At 63.4% G+C, this 13,440-nt stretch carries 12 protein-coding genes and 1 riboswitch; of the genes, 8 read left to right on the top strand and 4 right to left on the bottom strand.

The window, feature by feature from the left end; translation table 11 throughout:
* The first annotated feature begins 25 nt into the window (after nt 1-25).
* From glmU to RTH74_RS15435, 5 genes are all read left to right on the top strand, one after another.
* Complete coding sequence (glmU, locus tag RTH74_RS15415; RefSeq protein ID WP_316915228.1) at nt 26-1,384, top strand: bifunctional UDP-N-acetylglucosamine diphosphorylase/glucosamine-1-phosphate N-acetyltransferase GlmU; 1,359 nt, start codon at nt 26-28, stop codon at nt 1,382-1,384.
* Nucleotides 1,385-1,435: 51 nt separating this feature from the next.
* Nucleotides 1,436-2,047, top strand: a complete 612-nt coding sequence (locus tag RTH74_RS15420; protein ID WP_316915229.1) for a LysE family transporter — start codon at nt 1,436-1,438, stop codon at nt 2,045-2,047.
* 73 nt (nt 2,048-2,120) lie between these two features.
* The gene (locus RTH74_RS15425) at nt 2,121-2,891 is read left to right on the top strand and encodes a DeoR/GlpR family DNA-binding transcription regulator (RefSeq protein ID WP_296231128.1); all 771 of its coding nucleotides are present in this window, start codon (nt 2,121-2,123) and stop codon (nt 2,889-2,891) included.
* Nucleotides 2,892-2,902: 11 nt separating this feature from the next.
* Nucleotides 2,903-4,753 (top strand): glutamine--fructose-6-phosphate transaminase (isomerizing), encoded by a 1,851-nt coding sequence (gene glmS, locus RTH74_RS15430; RefSeq protein ID WP_316915230.1) that lies wholly within the window; start codon nt 2,903-2,905, stop codon nt 4,751-4,753.
* A gap of 66 nt (nt 4,754-4,819) precedes the next feature.
* Nucleotides 4,820-5,287 carry a hypothetical protein gene (locus RTH74_RS15435; protein ID WP_316915231.1) on the top strand — a complete coding sequence of 156 codons (468 nt, stop codon included), beginning with the start codon at nt 4,820-4,822 and terminating at the stop codon, nt 5,285-5,287.
* Between the two features lie 53 nt (nt 5,288-5,340).
* Here RTH74_RS15435 and map read toward each other — a convergent pair whose 3' ends face one another.
* Nucleotides 5,341-6,102 carry a type I methionyl aminopeptidase gene (map, locus tag RTH74_RS15440; RefSeq protein WP_316915232.1) on the bottom strand — a complete coding sequence of 254 codons (762 nt, stop codon included), beginning with the start codon at nt 6,100-6,102 and terminating at the stop codon, nt 5,341-5,343.
* Nucleotides 6,099-6,311 carry a ParD-like family protein gene (locus RTH74_RS15445; RefSeq protein WP_316915233.1) on the bottom strand — a complete coding sequence of 71 codons (213 nt, stop codon included), beginning with the start codon at nt 6,309-6,311 and terminating at the stop codon, nt 6,099-6,101. The genes map and RTH74_RS15445 overlap by 4 nt, the downstream gene beginning before the upstream one ends.
* A 174-nt stretch (nt 6,312-6,485) precedes the next feature.
* On the opposite strand from RTH74_RS15445, the gene RTH74_RS15450 reads away from it, so the two are divergent.
* Nucleotides 6,486-6,716: a hypothetical protein gene (locus RTH74_RS15450; protein ID WP_316915234.1), complete on the top strand. Its 231-nt coding sequence runs from the start codon at nt 6,486-6,488 to the stop codon at nt 6,714-6,716.
* Nucleotides 6,717-6,938: 222 nt separating this feature from the next.
* Here the strand turns inward: RTH74_RS15450 and cobM are convergent, their stop codons facing one another.
* Together cobM and RTH74_RS15460 are read right to left on the bottom strand one after the other, a co-directional pair.
* The gene (gene cobM, locus RTH74_RS15455; RefSeq protein WP_316915235.1) at nt 6,939-7,694 is read right to left on the bottom strand and encodes a precorrin-4 C(11)-methyltransferase; all 756 of its coding nucleotides are present in this window, start codon (nt 7,692-7,694) and stop codon (nt 6,939-6,941) included.
* Entirely contained in the window at nt 7,691-8,122 is a 432-nt protein-coding gene (locus tag RTH74_RS15460) for a cobalamin biosynthesis protein (protein WP_316915236.1), read from the bottom strand. Before RTH74_RS15460 ends, cobM begins: the two co-directional genes overlap by 4 nt.
* An 86-nt stretch (nt 8,123-8,208) precedes the next feature.
* A riboswitch (cobalamin riboswitch) is annotated at nt 8,209-8,406 on the top strand.
* 94 nt (nt 8,407-8,500) lie between these two features.
* Between RTH74_RS15460 and cobW the strand changes: the two genes are divergently transcribed.
* On the top strand, nt 8,501-9,550 hold the full coding sequence (gene cobW / locus RTH74_RS15465) for a cobalamin biosynthesis protein CobW (RefSeq protein ID WP_316915237.1): 1,050 nt from the start codon (nt 8,501-8,503) through the stop codon (nt 9,548-9,550).
* A 74-nt stretch (nt 9,551-9,624) separates the two neighbouring features.
* On the top strand, nt 9,625-13,371 hold the full coding sequence (gene cobN, locus RTH74_RS15470; protein ID WP_316915238.1) for a cobaltochelatase subunit CobN: 3,747 nt from the start codon (nt 9,625-9,627) through the stop codon (nt 13,369-13,371).
* The last annotated feature ends 69 nt before the right edge of the window (nt 13,372-13,440 follow it).

A 13,440-nucleotide genomic window follows, 5' to 3' on the forward strand; every position in this document is an offset into this window, starting at 1 on the left:
AATCCTGCCCAGCAAGGAGCTTTCTATGAGTCTGGATATCGTCATTCTTGCCGCCGGTCAGGGCACGCGCATGCGTTCGGCGCTGCCCAAGGTGCTGCACCCGGTCGCCGATAAACCCATGCTGGGGCATGTCATCGACACTGCGCGCAGCCTGCAGCCGCAGAGCATCCAGGTGGTGATCGGTCATGGCGCTGACAAGGTGCGTGAGCGCCTGGCCGCCGACGACCTGAATTTCGTCATCCAGGCCGAACAACTCGGTACCGGTCACGCCGTGGCCCAGGCCCTGCCGCAACTCAGCGCAGATACCGTGCTGATCCTCTACGGCGACGTGCCGCTGATCGAAACGGCTACCCTGCAGCGGCTGATGGCCCTGGTCAGCGATGATCAGCTTGGCCTGCTCACCGTCGAACTGGCTGACCCCACTGGCTATGGCCGCATCGTGCGCGACGCCACTGGCGTGGTGCAGGCGATCGTCGAGCACAAGGATGCCAGCGAACCACAACGGCAGATCCGCGAAGGCAACACCGGCATCCTCGCCGTTCCGGGCAAGCGCCTGGCTGACTGGCTGGGGCGCCTGTCCAACAGTAATGCCCAGGGTGAGTACTACCTGACCGACGTGATCGCCATGGCTGTGGCCGATGGCCTGACTGTGGCCACCGAGCGTGCTGCCGACGAGATGGAAGTGCTCGGCGCCAACGACCGTATCCAGTTGTCGCAACTTGAGTGCCATTACCAGCAGCGCATGGCGCGTCGCCTGATGGCCCAGGGCGTCACCCTGCGCGACCCGCATCGCTTCGACGTGCGTGGTGAGGTGACCGTAGGCCGCGACGTGACCATCGATATCAACGTCATCCTCGAAGGCAAAGTGGTCATCGAAGACGATGTGCAGATCGGCCCGAACTGCGTGATCAAGGACTCGGTGCTGCGCAAGGGCGCTATCGTCAAGGCCAACAGCCACCTGGACGGCGCCGAGATGGGCGAGGGCGCCGATTGCGGCCCGTTCGCTCGCTTGCGTCCTGGCACAAAACTGGGTGCCAAGGCCCATGTGGGTAACTTCGTCGAACTGAAGAACGCGGTGCTGGGTGAAGGCGCCAAGGCCGGCCACCTGAGCTACCTGGGCGATGCCGAGATCGGCGCGCGGACCAACATCGGTGCCGGCACTATCACCTGCAATTACGACGGTGCCAATAAATTCCGCACCGTCATGGGCGAGGACGTCTTCATCGGCTCCAACAGTGCCCTGGTGGCGCCGGTCACGCTGGGCGACCGCGCGACGACTGGCGCCGGTTCGGTGGTGACCAGCGATGTGCCGGCCGATAACCTGGCCGTCGGCCGCGCCAAGCAGCGCAATATCGAAGGCTGGAAGCGTCCGACCAAGAAGTAAAACCGCTCTGGCCGACCAGGCCTGTGGATAACCTGCCGGAGGCAGTTCTGTATGTTCGGTGTGACGGATTACGCCGCCTTCGTGGTGGCCTTCATCATCCTGCTGGCCATTCCCGGGCCGGGTAACCTGGCGTTGATCCTGTCCACCGGTAAGGGCGGCATCCGAGGCGGGCTGGCATCGACCTTCGGCATCATCTTCGGCGATCAGGTGCTGCTGTGGTTGGCAGTCGCAGGCGTCGCCGCGCTGCTCAAGGCTTACCCGGCGGCCTTCCATGTGGTGCAGTGGCTTGGTGCGGCCTACCTGATCTACCTCGGCCTGCGCATGATTCTGGCCAAGCCCGGCGCGGCACCGACGCTGGACATCAAGCCGCGCCAGTACCTGTGGCAAACCCTGGTGATCACCGTCTTCAACCCCAAGGCCATCATCTTCTACATGGCCTTCTTCCCGCTGTTCATCGATCCGCAGCGCCATCAGGGCCTGATTACTTTCGGTTTCATGGCCGTGACCATCATGGCGCTGACCTTTCTCTACGGCCTGCTGATCGTGCTGCTGACCCACTTTCTCGCCGAGCGCATGCGCGCCAACCCGCGTATTGCAAGGGTTTTGGAGAAACTGGCGGGGCTGTGCCTGGTAGGTTTCGGGGTCAAACTGACGTTGAACTGATCGGAGGACGCTTGCGGGCTTTTCGATCATATGTTTTGATTCGCGCCATTATCTTTCGAATCGAAACTTAAGCATGTCGAAGCGCAACACGCCGCAGCGTCGTCACACCATTCTTGCCTTGCTCGCCGAGCAGGGCGAGGTGTCGGTGGATGCCCTGGCTCAGCACTTCGCCACCAGCGAAGTGACCATTCGCAAGGATCTTGCCGCCCTGGAAACAAACGGTCTGTTGTTGCGTCGCTATGGCGGTGCGGTGCCGGTGCCGCAGGAACTGATCAGCGAGCCGACGCAGTTCATTTCCCCGCACAAGCAGGCGATTGCCCGCGCTGGCGTGGCACGTATTCGCGAGCACGCACGGATCATCATCGACAGTGGCACCACCACGGCGGCGATGATCCCGCAGCTTGGCTACAAACCAGGCCTGGTGGTGATGACCAACTCGCTCAACGTGGCCAACGCGCTGCGCGATATCGAGCACGAACCGGTGTTGTTGATGACCGGCGGCACCTGGGACCCGCATTCGGAATCCTTCCAGGGCCAGGTCGCCGAGCAGGTGCTGCGTTCCTACGATTTCGACCAGTTGTTCATCGGCGCCGATGGCATCGACCTGGAGCGTGGCACTACCACCTTCAACGAGCTGCTCGGTCTGTCGCGGGTGATGGCCGAGGTGGCTCGTGAGGTCATCGTCATGGTCGAGAGTGACAAGATCGGCCGGCGTATTCCTAATCTGGAACTGCCCTGGAGCAGCTTCCACACCCTGATTACCGACGAGCGCCTGGATGCCCAGGCCGCCGAACAGATACGCGCGCGCGGCATCCAGCTGATCCTCGCGCCGCTGGAAAACTAAAGGAGAACCTCATGTGTGGAATCGTAGGCGCCATCGCTGAGCGCAACATCACCCCGGTGCTGGTCGAAGGCCTCAAGCGCCTGGAATACCGCGGCTACGACAGCGCCGGTGTAGCGCTGCTGACCGAGCAGGGTGCACTGGATCGCCGTCGCCGGGTCGGCAAGGTCAGCGAACTGCAGGCCGCGCTGGACGCCGAGCCGCTGGCCGGGCGTCTGGGCATCGCCCACACTCGCTGGGCTACCCACGGTGCGCCGAGCGAGCGCAATGCTCACCCACACTTCTCCGGCCAGGATCTGGCCGTAGTGCACAACGGCATCATCGAGAACCATGAAGCGCTACGCGAACGCCTCAAGGGCCTGGGTTACGTGTTCAGCTCCGATACCGATACCGAAACCATCGTCCACCTGCTCGATCACAAGTTGCAGCAGTTCGGTGACCTCGCGGCCGCGCTCAAGGCTGCCATCCCGGAACTGCATGGCGCCTACGGTCTGGCCGTGATCAGCGCCAAGCAGCCGGATCGCCTGCTCGCCGCGCGCAGTGGCAGCCCGCTGGTAATCGGTCTGGGCCTGGGCGAAAACTTCCTCGCTTCCGACCAGTTGGCCCTGCGCCAGGTCACTGACCGTTTCATGTACCTGGAAGAAGGCGATATCGCCGAAATCCGCCGTGACGGCGTGCAGATCTGGGACGCAGCCGGTCAGCCGGTGCAGCGCGAAGCCGTGCAGTACCACGAAGGTGCCGAGGCCGCCGACAAGGGCGAGTACCGCCACTTCATGCTCAAGGAAATCCACGAGCAGCCCAAAGTAGTGCAACGAACCTTGGAGAGCCGACTGGGCAGCGACCACGTGCTGGTGCAGGCCTTCGGCCCGCAGGCGGCCGAGCTGTTTGCCAAGGTGAAGAACGTGCAGATCGTCGCCTGCGGCACCAGCTACCATGCCGGCATGGTCGCCCGTTACTGGCTGGAAGAACTGGCCGGGATTCCCTGTCAGGTCGAAGTGGCCAGCGAGTTCCGCTACCGCAAGGTGGTGGTGCAGCCGGACACCTTGTTCGTCAGCGTCTCGCAGTCCGGCGAAACCGCCGACACCCTGGCCGCACTGCGCAACGCCAAGGAGAAGGCACCAGGGCAGGGCGGTTACCTGGCCAGCCTGGTGATCTGCAACGTCGGCACCAGCTCGCTGGTGCGTGAATCCGACCTGTGCCTGCTGACCCAGGCCGGCCCGGAAATCGGCGTGGCTTCGACCAAGGCCTTCACTACCCAGCTGGTCGGCCTGATGCTGCTGACCCTGGCCCTCGGCCAGGTGCACGGCACCCTGGACAAGGCGCTGGAAGCGCAACTGGTCGACGAACTGCGTCGCCTGCCGACCCGTCTGGGCGAAGCCCTGGCCATGGACAAGACCGTGGAGAAAATCTCCGAACTGTTCGCCGAGAAGCACCACAGCCTGTTCCTCGGCCGTGGCGCGCAGTACCCGGTGGCCATGGAAGGGGCGCTCAAGCTCAAGGAAATCTCCTACATCCACGCCGAAGCCTACCCGGCTGGCGAGCTCAAGCACGGCCCGCTGGCGCTGGTCGACGCCGATATGCCGGTGGTTACCGTGGCGCCGAACAACGAGCTGCTGGAAAAGCTCAAGTCCAACCTGCAGGAAGTCCGTGCGCGTGGTGGCGAGCTGATCGTCTTCGCCGACCAGCAGGCTGGCATGAGCAACGGCGAGGGCACTCATGTGGTGGCCATGCCGCATATCCATGACCTGCTCGCGCCGATCCTCTACACCGTGCCGCTGCAACTGCTGTCGTACTACGTAGCGGTGCTCAAGGGCACCGACGTCGACCAGCCGCGAAATCTCGCAAAAAGCGTAACGGTGGAGTGAGCTAGCTCATTCGCTGCCACCCCTGGTTCCGCCAGGGGTGTTTCTCGGTAGTAGAGGTAGACAGGGATGTTGATGAAACTGGCGCCGAAGAAACGGCGCAATCCGCGTAACTTTTACCTGAGTGTCGCGGCCGTGCTTGTCATTGTCGGCGCGGGCCGTTACTTCGCTTACAAGGGCGAACAGGAAAGGGCTGCCCAGCAGGCCGAGCTGAGTGGGCGTTTGGCGAGCATGAACGCTGCACTACCTAGAAAGGTTGATGCGCTGACCACGCTCGAGTACATCGGGCTGATTGGTGGTGACAAGATCTTCTACCGATATCGGATCGACCGCCCCGCACGTATGTTTTCCGATGAGCTCATGGCCAGCATGCAAGTGCGGGCCCGTAGCGGCCTTGAGCGCCTGGCCTGCAAGGAACCGCAACTGATGGCAGCGATGCGCAAGTACCGGATCCATCAGGAACATTCCTACCTCGGCCGAGATGGCGTGCTGTTTTCCGTCGAGATTCATCCCGACCAGTTGAATTGCCCAGGTTGACGGTAAGTGCCGGAGGCGCTTATCCACAGGGGATTTTCGCGATTCCGCTGTGATCAGTGAGGCTCGTCGGGCCGCAGCGTCAGGACCTGAACGCCATCGCGAGTTACCGCCACGGTGTGTTCGAATTGCGCGGAGAGTTGGCCGTCGCAGGTCACCACCGTCCAGCCGTCGCGCAAGGTGCGAACCTCCGCTGTTCCCTGATTGAGCATGGGTTCGATGGTGAAGGTCATGCCTTCGCGTAGCGTCAGGCCGGTGCCGGGTTTGCCCCAGTGCAACACTTCGGGCGCTTCGTGCATTTCTCGGCCGATGCCGTGACCGCAGTAATCGCGAACCACCGAATAGCCATGCGCACGCGCGTGGCTTTCGATTGCATGGCCGATGTCTCCCAGGCGGGCGCCAGGGCGTACAGCAGCGATGCCTTTCCACAGCGCTTCATAGGTAATGCGCACCAGTCGTTGCGCCTGCGTCGATACGTCACCGATCAGGTAGACTTTGCTCGAATCGGCGATGTAGCCGTTCTTTTCCAGGGTGATATCGAAATTCACGAAATCGCCGCTGCGCAGAAACTCCTTGGCGCTGGGGACTCCATGGCACACCACCTCGTTACGTGAAGTGTTCATGGCATAGGCGAAACCATACTGGCCCTTGCTCGCCGGACGCGCCTTGAGTTCGCCGACGATGTAGTTATCCACAAGGTTGTTGACCCGCAGAGTGGACATGCCGAGCAGATCCAGCCGATCCAGATAGCCGAACACGGACGCCAGCAGCCTGCCGGACTCCGCCATCAGGGCGATCTGTTGCGGCGTCTTGATCATGACGCGTTCGCCATTCTTGGCGGAATCACCACACCAGCTGCACGCATCTCGGCGGCCATCACTTCATTGAAACTCAGTGTCGGGTTCATTTCGCAGAGCATGCCGATACGAATCCAGAAACCCGCCTGGGCGTTGATAGAACGGCCTGACACGCTGCTCGCCTTGCGAATCTGGTCGTGTAGCTCGTCATCGATGTTGACGATACCCATGGAAAATCCCTCATATATGCTTTGTATATAAATCATATATAAGAGTGTGGCTGATTTCACTCACCGATCATCAGTGAACAAGGCGTGCTCACCTCATCCTTTACACTAGGAGCAGTATCCGCTGCCTTATGCAGGCGGTGGGGTCATCTGAGTCACGCTGGAACAGGAGAGAGGATGAAGCGCGAGGATGTGAAACGCAGAACGGCCGAGGGCGTCCTGTTCGATACCCAGATCATGGCCAACCCGGCCAATACCGCTGAATGGATCGTATTTTTCAAGAAAGACGCCGGGCGCAGTTTCTTTCTGGTGGACGAGGCCGAACAGGTGGAGACCTTTTCCGACCTGAACGAGCTGATGGTGGAGTTGCGGGCATTGGGTATCAAGCGGGTCGAGGTACAGCTCTGATCCACAGTTGCTCACAATTGGCGTGGATCATCTTGTGGATATCCTCGTGATACCTGGCTACAGCCCTGTACTATTGGGTCTTGTAGCCAGTTGTACAAAAACTGATCCTCGGCAAACAGCTATCCACAGTGGCCTGGGATAACTTCATTACTTTCCTGTTGATAAATCATCGAAAGTCAATGGATACGAGGCTTTCAGAGATTTGTGCAGATTATCGCCAGATCAGTCGCGGCCGGGGCGGTAGAGATGCCGATGGGCGGCGTCGTACAGCGCCGACTTGGCGAAGGCGCCTGGACCGAGCACGTGACCGACGAGGATCAGCGCCGTGCGGCGGAAATCCTTGGTCGCGACCTTGGCTTCGATGTCGGCCAGGGTACCCAGTACCCAGTCCTGGTCCGGCCAACTCGCTCTGTGGATAACCGCGATAGGGCAGTCGCTGCCGTAGTGCGGTAGCAACTCGGCAACTATTGCCGGCAACTGGCGTACGCCGAGGTGTATGGCCATAGTCGCGCGGTGTCTGGCCAGGTCATGCAACTGCTCACCCTCGGGCATCGGCGAGGTGGTGCCGTAGCGAGTGAGGATCAGCGTCTGGGCGATGCCGGGCAGGGTCAGTTCGGACTCCAGCAACGCCGCGCAGGCCGCGGTGGCAGTGACCCCGGGAATGATCTCGAAGGGGATGCCGAGCGCCCGCAGCTCGCGAATCTGCTCGCCGATGGCGCCATACAGTGAAGGGTCGCCGGAGTGCACGCGGGCCACATCCTGGCCGCGCTCATGGGCCTCACGCAGCAACGCGATGATCTCGCCAAGGTTAAGTTCGGCAGTGTTGGCCACCTTTTCGGCGCTATTACCGGCAAGAACTGCTTCTGGCACCAGCGAGCCGGCATACAGAATGACCGGGCACGAGCGGATCAGGCGTTGGCCCTTGACGGTGATCAGCTCGGGATCGCCGGGGCCGGCACCGATAAAGTAGACGGTCATGCGGATTCTCTGTCGAATGTGGCCAGCGCACAGGTGGCGCTGGCGCTGCGGTTCTTCACGCCGAGCAACTGCGCGCTGCTGCCCAGGCGGGTGGCCAGTGCCAGGGCACAGGGTTCTGCCACGGCGGGGCTGCCGGTGGTGGATTGCGTGAGCCGGTTGGCAGGGTGTGTCGACTGGTAGGGTATGAGGTCGTCGGGGGTGAAGAAGCTCAGTTCCAGCTTCAGGTGCTTGGCCAGCTCATGCAGCCCCGGCTCGTGTTGCTTATGTGCAATGCTGGCCAACCCGGTGAGGTTATCCACAGTCAGCCCATGTTGCGCCAGGCTGTGAGCCAGCAGGTCGAGTAGTTCGTCCTGTGCACAACCACGTCGACAGCCCAGGCCGGCAACCACCCAGGGGGCAGCGAGGGGATCGAGGTGGCTGGCGGTCATGAGCGGCATTCGTGTCGGAGGGTGACGTAGCTCATCATGGCACCTGCCAGCGGTCAACCGCGATTGACCGGCCGCCGCGGCCTGCGTAGCCTTCTCGCTTTCGAGGTTCTTCCCGGCAAGCCGCTGGGGAGCTAAGAGGGAACAGGGTCGATGCCCTGGCTGCCCCCGCAACTGTAAACGGTCTTAAACCCTTCAATACACCACTGCTCTATAGCGGGAAGGTGAAGGGATGCGCGTAGCGCAAGCCGTGAGCCAGGAGACCTGCCTCGATAGACCAGCCACATGCTCGGACGGGGTGATCCGACGCGGCCAGCACGCCTTCGCGTGCCCGCCTGCGCGTACCCGTCCGCCGAATTTAACGACGCCACGGGGCCCTCCATGAAAACCCTCGCCAAACTGCCAGTCACCATCGTCACCGGTTTTCTCGGTGCCGGCAAAACCACGCTGCTACGCCATCTGCTGGCCAATGCCGGCGGCCGTCGTATCGCGGTGATCGTCAACGAGTTCGGCGAGCTGGGCATCGATGGCGAGATCCTCAAGCAGTGCTCCATCGGCTGCAGTGAGGAAGAGGCGAATGGCCGCGTCTTCGAACTGGCCAACGGCTGCCTGTGCTGTACCGTGCAGGAAGAATTTTTCCCGGTGATGCGCGAACTGGTGGCGCGCCGTGGCGATCTCGACCATATCCTCATCGAGACCAGCGGCCTGGCGCTGCCCAAACCGCTGGTCCAGGCCTTCAACTGGCCGGAAATCCGTAATGCCTGCACGGTCGATGCGGTGATCACCGTGGTCGACAGCCCGGCGGTGATCGCCGGCACCTTCGCCGCCTTCCCCGATCAGGTCGACGAACAGCGCAAGCTCGACCCCAACCTCGACCATGAGTCGCCGCTGCATGAGCTGTTCGCCGACCAGTTGGCTAGCGCTGATCTGGTGATCCTCAACAAGGCCGACCTACTCGATGCCGAGGCGCTGGCTGCAGTGCGTGCCGAGGTGGCCGAGGAACTGCCGCCAGCGGTCAAGGTGATCGAGGCACACGGTGGTGATCTGCCATTGAGCGTGCTGCTGGGCCTGAACAGCGAGACCGAGCTGCATATCGAAAATCGCCGCACCCATCACGACGATGAAGACGACGACCACGATCACGAGGAGTTCGACTCGTTCCACGTGGAACTACCGGAAACAGAGGAGGCGCGGCTGCTCGCCGCACTGAAAGACGCAGTGGCCAAGTACGGCATCCTGCGGGTGAAGGGCTTCACGGCGATCCCTGGCAAGCCCATGCGCCTGCTGGTGCAGGGCGTCGGCCAGCGCTTCGACCGTCACTTCGACCGCGCCTGGCAGGCCGACGAGCCGCGCCTGAGCCGCCTGGTGGTGATCGGCCAGCAGCTCGACCGCGCGGCCATCGAGGCCGAGCTGAAAGCGGCACTGGCCTGAGGATTGTGGGAGGGGCTTTAGCCGCGATCCAATTCGCGGAGAGTCGCGGCTAAAGCCCCTCCCACAGAGCGAATATGCATCTTCTGCGCACCCAGCCCGGCGCCCAACTGCCGGCCGACAGCATCGCCGACCTTGGCCAGACGCCTGCCGAGCTGGTGATCCTGTGCACGGGGGATTCGCACCTGTCGTTGCTGGCCGAGGCCGCCCGGCAACTGCCGGAGGACTACCCCAGCCTGCGCCTGGCCAGTCCGGCGCAACTGAGCAACAACGCCTCGGTGGATTATTACGTCGAGCAGGTGCTGCAGCATGCCAAGGTCATCCTGATCTCCGTGCATGGCGGGGTGAGCTACTGGCGCTATGGCGTGGAGCGCCTGGTGGAACTGGGCGCGCGTGGTGCCATGGTGATCATGGTGCCGGGCGACGACAAACCCGACCCGGAGCTGAATGCCCTGGGCAACGTCGCCGAGGAAGACAGCCAGCGCCTCTGGCAGTACCTGCGCCAGGGCGGGCTGGACAACGCCCGCCAGTTGTTCCACTGCATCGGTAGCCGCTGGCTGGGGCGCGACGATGCCTGGCAGGAGCCGCAACCGCTGCCGCGCGTTGGCCTCTATCATCCGCAGCGTAGCCCGGCAGCCCTGGCTGACTGGCAGGCACAGTGGCAGCCGGATGCGCCCGTAGTGGCGCTGCTGTTCTACCGCAACCATGTGCAATCGGCGAACATCGCCTTCGTCGATACCTTCTGCCAGCACCTTATCGCTCAGGGGCTCAACCCGCTGCCGATTGCCGTGGCCAGCCTCAAGGAGCCGGCCTGCCTGAATCAGGTACAGGCCTGGTTGGACGAGACGAGCACCGCGCTGATCATCAATACCACCGGCTTTGCCCTGTCCAACCCCGAGGCGCCGCAGGCGCGGGTGTTTCGCCGGGATATCCCGGTGCTGCAGGCCATCTGTTCGCTGGATAACCACACGCAGTGGCAGGCCAGCGCCCAAGGCTTGGGCTCGCGTGACCTGGCCATGCATGTGGTGCTGCCCGAGCTGGATGGCCGGCTGATCGGCACTGCCATCAGCTTCAAGGGCCTGGCCTGGCGCAGCGAGCGTAGCCAGAGCGATGTGGTATGCTACCAGGCGCACGAGTCAGGTATGGCCTTCGTCGCCGAAATGGCGCGTAACTGGTGTCAGTTGGCGATTAAAAGCAACGATCAGAAGCGAATCGGTCTGATCCTGGCCAACTACCCGACCCGCGATGGCCGCATCGGCAACGGCGTCGGCCTGGATACACCGGCTGCTGCGCTGAATATCCTCCGCGCCCTGCAGGCCCAGGGTTATCCGGTGGATAACCTGCCCGATAGCGGGACTGCACTTGTCCACAACCTGCTGGGTGGCGTTACCAACGATCTGGATGGCTTGGATACGCGGCCCTGCGCACAGAGCCTGGCGCTGGACGACTACCTGGCGTTTTTCCACAGTCTGCCGGCGGCCAACCAGCAGGCGGTGCACGAGCGCTGGGGCGAGCCGCAGGACGACCCGATGTTCCGTAGCGGACGGATGATGGTCGCCGGCCTGCGTTTCGGCCTGACCTTCGTCGGCATCCAGCCGGCGCGCGGTTATCAGCTCGACCCGGCAGCGGTTTACCACGACCCCGACCTGGTGCCGCCGCACGGCTATATCGCCTTCTACGCCTGGCTGCGCACGGCCTTCGCCGCCGATGCGCTGATCCACGTCGGCAAGCACGGCAATCTGGAGTGGCTGCCGGGCAAGAGCGTTGGCCTGTCCCAGGGCTGCTGGCCGCAGGCGCTGATCGGCCCGCTGCCCAACGTCTACCCGTTCATTGTCAACGATCCGGGCGAGGGCGCGCAGGCCAAGCGCCGCACCCAGGCAGTGATCATCGATCACCTGATGCCGCCGCTGACCCGTGCCGAGAGCTACGGTCCGCTGCGCGATCTGGAGCGCCTGGCCGACGAATACTATGACGCCAGCCAGCTCGATCAGCGCCGCGCCGTGGAGCTGCGTGGTGAGATTCTGGCCAAGGTGCGCGAGGCCAGCCTCGACCGCGAGCTGGGCCTGCAACTCAACGACGACGGCGATAGCTGGCTACCGCAGCTCGACGCCTACCTGTGCGACCTCAAGGAATCGCAGATCCGCGATGGCCTGCATGTGTTCGGCGAATCGCCCGTCGGGCAACTGCGTCGTGACACCCTGCTGGCGCTGCTGCGCATCCCCCGGGGCGACGGCCAGGGCGCCAATGCCAGCCTGCTGCGCGCGCTGGCCCGAGGCCTGGAACTGGGCCTCGATCCACTGGACTGCGATATGGGCCAGCTCTGGCAAGGGCTGCGTCCACAGGCGTTGCAGGCTGTGGATAACAGCCTGTGGCGTACCGTCGGCGATACCCGCGAGCGCCTTGAGCTGCTGGCGCTAAGCTTGATCGAACAGCGTTTGGCAGGAGAGCGCAGCGAAGCCTTTGGTGCCGAGGTGGCGCTGATTCTCGACGGCTTGGCCGAGCATATCGCGCCGCTGTTGGATGCCTGTGGCGACGCCGAGATGAGCGGCCTGCTGGCGTCGCTGGAAGGGCGTTTCGTGCCCGCCGGGCCGAGTGGCGCGCCCAGTCGCGGCCGCCTTGACGTACTGCCCACCGGACGCAACTTCTTCACCGTCGATGTGCGCCACCTGCCCACGCCGACCGCCTGGCGCCTCGGCGTGCAGGCGGCGGATCGCCTGTTGGAGCGCCATCTGCAAGACGAAGGCGACCACCTGCGCCAGCTTGGCCTGTCGATGTGGGGCACGGCGACCATGCGCACCGGCGGTGACGATATCGCCCAGGCCCTGGCGTTGATGGGCGTGCGCCCGGTATGGCATCCCGGCAGCCAGCGCGTCGAGCGCTTCGAGGTCTTGCCGTTGGAACAACTTGGCCGACCCCGGGTGGACGTCACCCTGCGCGTTTCTGGCTTTTTCCGCGATGCTTTCAGCAACCTGATCCGCCTGTTCGACGACGCCGTGCAGGCGGTGATCGAGCTGGACGAGCCGGAAGACATGAACCCGCTGTCGGCGCGGGTCTGGCGCGAATCGCTTGCGCTCAAGGACGGCGGCCTGGATGAAGCCGAAGCACGTCGGCAGGCCGGCTGGCGGGTGTTCGGCGCCAAGCCGGGGGCCTATGGCGCCGGGGTGCAGAACGCCATCGAGGAACGCCTGTGGCAGAGCCGTGCGGATCTGGCCGAGGTCTACCTCAACTGGGGCGGCTACGCCTACGGCGGCGGCGCCGAGGGCGCGCCGGCGCGGCAGCGCTTCGTCGAGCGCCTGGAGCAGATGCAGGCGGTGCTGCACAACCAGGACAACCGCGAGCACGACATTCTCGATTCCAACGACTACTACCAGTTCCAGGGCGGCATGCTGGCGGCGGTGGAAACCCTGCGCGGCCTCAAGGTGGCCAGCTACTTCGGCGACAACAGCCAGCCGGACACGCCGCGCATCCGCAGCCTCAAGGAAGAACTCAACCGCGTCGTGCGTGCTCGCGCCGCCAACCCCAAGTGGATCGAGGGCATGAAGCGCCACGGCTACAAGGGTGCTTTCGAGCTGGCCGCGACCATCGACTACCTGTTCGCCTTCGACGCCACCAGCGAGCTGGTCGACGACCACCAGTACGCGCTGCTCACCGATGCCTACCTGCTCGACAAGGACACCCGCGACTTTATCCAGCAGCACAACCCCGGCGCGCTTAACGATATCCTCGAACGTTTGCTGGAAGCTCAGCAACGCGGCCTGTGGGAGAATCCCGGCGAGTATCGCGAAGCGCTGGAAAACCTGTTGCTCGATAGCGAAGAATCATGAAGCGACTCGTTCCCGTAGGGTGGGCTAGCCGCCTTGCGCGGTTGCCAGCCAACTCGCAGAAGCGGGTGC

The sequence above is a fragment of the Pseudomonas sp. zfem001 genome (assembly GCF_032621725.1).
GTDB lineage: Bacteria > Pseudomonadota > Gammaproteobacteria > Pseudomonadales > Pseudomonadaceae > Aquipseudomonas > Aquipseudomonas sediminis.

Excerpts from the sequence above, each read along its gene's own strand:
- glmU (WP_316915228.1), top strand. The coding sequence starts at position 26 with ATGAGTCTGGATATCGTCATTCTTGCCGCCGGTCAGGGCACGCGCATG.
- RTH74_RS15420 (WP_316915229.1), top strand. The coding sequence starts at position 1,436 with ATGTTCGGTGTGACGGATTACGCCGCCTTCGTGGTGGCCTTCATCATC.
- RTH74_RS15425 (WP_296231128.1), top strand. The coding sequence starts at position 2,121 with ATGTCGAAGCGCAACACGCCGCAGCGTCGTCACACCATTCTTGCCTTG.
- glmS (WP_316915230.1), top strand. The coding sequence starts at position 2,903 with ATGTGTGGAATCGTAGGCGCCATCGCTGAGCGCAACATCACCCCGGTG.
- RTH74_RS15435 (WP_316915231.1), top strand. The coding sequence starts at position 4,820 with ATGTTGATGAAACTGGCGCCGAAGAAACGGCGCAATCCGCGTAACTTT.
- map (WP_316915232.1), bottom strand. The coding sequence starts at position 6,102 with ATGATCAAGACGCCGCAACAGATCGCCCTGATGGCGGAGTCCGGCAGG.
- RTH74_RS15445 (WP_316915233.1), bottom strand. The coding sequence starts at position 6,311 with ATGGGTATCGTCAACATCGATGACGAGCTACACGACCAGATTCGCAAG.
- RTH74_RS15450 (WP_316915234.1), top strand. The coding sequence starts at position 6,486 with ATGAAGCGCGAGGATGTGAAACGCAGAACGGCCGAGGGCGTCCTGTTC.
- cobM (WP_316915235.1), bottom strand. The coding sequence starts at position 7,694 with ATGACCGTCTACTTTATCGGTGCCGGCCCCGGCGATCCCGAGCTGATC.
- RTH74_RS15460 (WP_316915236.1), bottom strand. The coding sequence starts at position 8,122 with ATGACCGCCAGCCACCTCGATCCCCTCGCTGCCCCCTGGGTGGTTGCC.
- cobW (WP_316915237.1), top strand. The coding sequence starts at position 8,501 with ATGAAAACCCTCGCCAAACTGCCAGTCACCATCGTCACCGGTTTTCTC.
- cobN (WP_316915238.1), top strand. The coding sequence starts at position 9,625 with ATGCATCTTCTGCGCACCCAGCCCGGCGCCCAACTGCCGGCCGACAGC.